Genomic DNA, 2,533 nt, shown 5'->3' with positions numbered 1-2,533 from the left:
GCCTGCTCGCGATGGCGTCGGTACATCCAACCTCTATGGTGACTGATTCACCGCTATCGCGAGCAAGCTCGCTCCCACAGGGATTGTCGGCGAATGATCGAGCGCGCCAATACGCCACTGTTCCCGTCGGGCGGCGATGCAGGCAAGATGAAGGCCTGCAAGTCAGAACACAGGAAGCTGATCGTGACCGAAGCGTTTATTGTCGTTCAAACCGCCGAACAAGCCGTGGATCGTCTAGCGGCCCTGCACGAGCGTGCGACCACCGCGCTGAACCAGGCGCTGATGCGTTATCTCAAGGACCGCATCGAGCCGGATGCCGAGCAGCGTGCATTGTTTCGCTATCCCGCCTTGCGCCTGACCTATCACTGCCACGGCGAAGTCCCGCAAACCACGCGGGCCTATGCCAAGGTCCAGTTGCCCGGCACCTACAGCGTCACCGTCACCCATCCCGCCGCGTTCCGTAAATACCTGCTGGAACAGCTGGTCCCGCTGATGCACGACTTTACCGTCACCGTGGAAGTGGGCGTCAGCGAGCAGAACATCCCCTATCCGTACGTGGTGGAGCAGGGTGACGAACTGGCCGGCTCCGGTGTGACCGCCGCCGTACTGGCGCGGGTATTCCCCAGCACCGACCTGTCGGCCGCCACCGATGGCATCGCCGACGGCCTCTACGACTGGGAAAACACCGACCCGCTGCCCCTGGCGCTGTTCGATGCCGCGCGGGTGGACTTTTCCCTGCGCCGGCTGGTGCATTACACCGGCAGCGACTGGCGTCATGTGCAGCCGTGGATCCTGCTGACCAACTATCACCGCTATGTCGACCAGTTCATCGTCCATGGCCTGGAGCAGTTGCGCAGCGACCCGCGCTTTGTGCGCATGGTCCTGCCGGGCAACGTGATCATCGACAAGAACATGGATCATGGCGAAGCGTCGGCCATCGCTGCCGGTGTGGTCTGGCACCGTTACCAGATGCCGGCTTATCACCTGCAGACCAACGACGGCCATGGCGTGACCCTGGTGAATATCGGTGTCGGCCCGTCCAACGCCAAGAACATCACCGACCACCTGGCCGTGCTGCGCCCGCATTGCTGGCTGATGATCGGCCACTGCGGTGGGCTGCGGCAGTCCCAGACCATCGGTGACTACGTGTTGGCCCACGCCTACATGCGTCGCGATGGCATTCTCGACCGGGTAGTGCCGCCGAACATTCCGATTCCAGCCCTGGCCGAAGTGCAGATGGCGCTTCAGCAGGCGGCGGCGAACATCACCGGCGAGAAGGGCGACGAGCTGAAAAAGCGCCTGCGCACCGGCACCGTGCTGACTTACGACGATCGCAACTGGGAACTGCGCTGGGCCCAGGAACGTCCGCTGATCAACCTGTCTCGCGCCGTGGCGGTGGACATGGAAAGCGGCACCATCGCCGCCCAGGGTTATCGTCTGCGGGTGCCCTATGGCACGTTGCTGTGTGTCTCGGACAAACCGCTGCACAGCGAGATCAAGCTGCCGGGCTCGGCCAACGCGTTCTATGAGCGAGCGGTCAACCAGCACCTGAAGATCGGCATCGAGGCGCTGGACCTGTTGCGCACCGAACTCAACTCGTTGCATTCGCGCAAACTGCGCAGCTTCGACGAGCCGCCGTTCCGCTGATCGGATGGTGGTCATTTAACGGTCGGGCCACTAGCATGGTCGGCCCCGACCGTTAGATGTTGTATTCGCCATGCCCCGTCCTCCACGCCCTGCCTCCCGTCGCCCTGGCGCGAAGCTTCCCGCCGCTGCGCCGCGCCGTGTGGCCAAGGCTCCGCCGGCCGAGCCAAAGCTGATCCTGTTCAACAAACCCTTCGACGTGCTGACGCAATTCAGCGACGGTGAGGGGCGGGCGACGCTCAAGAATTTTATCGACGTACCGGGCATCTACCCGGCCGGGCGGCTGGATCGCGACAGCGAAGGTTTGCTGTTGCTGACCAACGATGGGCAATTGCAGGCGCGTATTGCCGACCCCAAGCACAAGCTGGCCAAGACCTATTGGGTGCAGGTGGAAGGCGAACCGAATGCCGAACAGTTGCAGCGTTTGCGCGATGGGGTGGAATTGAACGACGGCATGACCTTGCCAGCCGAGGCGCGCCAGTTGGACGAGCCGCAGTTATGGCCGCGCAACCCGCCGGTGCGTTTTCGTAAAAGCGTGCCCACGAGCTGGCTGGAGCTGGTGATCCGCGAAGGGCGCAACCGCCAGGTACGGCGCATGACCGCCGCGGTAGGCTTGCCGACACTGCGCCTGGTGAGGGTCAGGATCGGCGACTGGACGATCGAAGGGCTCGATCAGGGCCAGTGGAAAGAAGTGCCGGCGCGCTTATAACGCGCCTGATTCGATCAGGCCGATCACTACGCTCTTGATGATGAACGCGGCCACGCCGAGGCCCAACACGAAAAACAGGATGAACGAGCCGAAGCGTCCGGCCTTGGACTTCTTCGCCAGGTCCCAGACGATGAAGCCCATGAAAATGATCAGGATGCTGACCAGGCCGGTCATCATCCA

General features: G+C 62.9%; 3 protein-coding genes. 2 read left to right on the top strand and 1 reads right to left on the bottom strand.

The window, feature by feature from the left end; all coding sequences use genetic code 11:
• Positions 1 to 147 precede the first annotated feature (147 nt).
• The gene (gene amn, locus J4E53_RS30365) at positions 148 to 1,647 is read left to right on the top strand and encodes an AMP nucleosidase (RefSeq protein ID WP_162491255.1); all 1,500 of its coding nucleotides are present in this window, start codon (positions 148 to 150) and stop codon (positions 1,645 to 1,647) included.
• Between the two features lie 139 nt (positions 1,648 to 1,786).
• A complete protein-coding gene (locus tag J4E53_RS30360) occupies positions 1,787 to 2,353 on the top strand; it encodes a pseudouridine synthase (protein ID WP_177431754.1) in 567 nt (188 codons plus the stop codon).
• Here J4E53_RS30360 and J4E53_RS30355 read toward each other — a convergent pair.
• Positions 2,348 to 2,533 (bottom strand): DUF2788 domain-containing protein (locus J4E53_RS30355; RefSeq protein ID WP_207268286.1); only part of this gene is annotated, 186 nt, incomplete at its 5' end. The genes J4E53_RS30360 and J4E53_RS30355 overlap by 6 nt on opposite strands.

It is taken from the genome of Pseudomonas sp. FW305-28, assembly GCF_017351395.1.
GTDB lineage: Bacteria > Pseudomonadota > Gammaproteobacteria > Pseudomonadales > Pseudomonadaceae > Aquipseudomonas > Aquipseudomonas fluorescens_AA.
This window is presented reverse-complemented; position numbering and strand designations above follow the sequence as displayed.

Coding starts and splice junctions, on each gene's coding strand:
- amn (WP_162491255.1), top strand. CDS start 148: ATGAAGGCCTGCAAGTCAGAACACAGGAAGCTGATCGTGACCGAAGCG.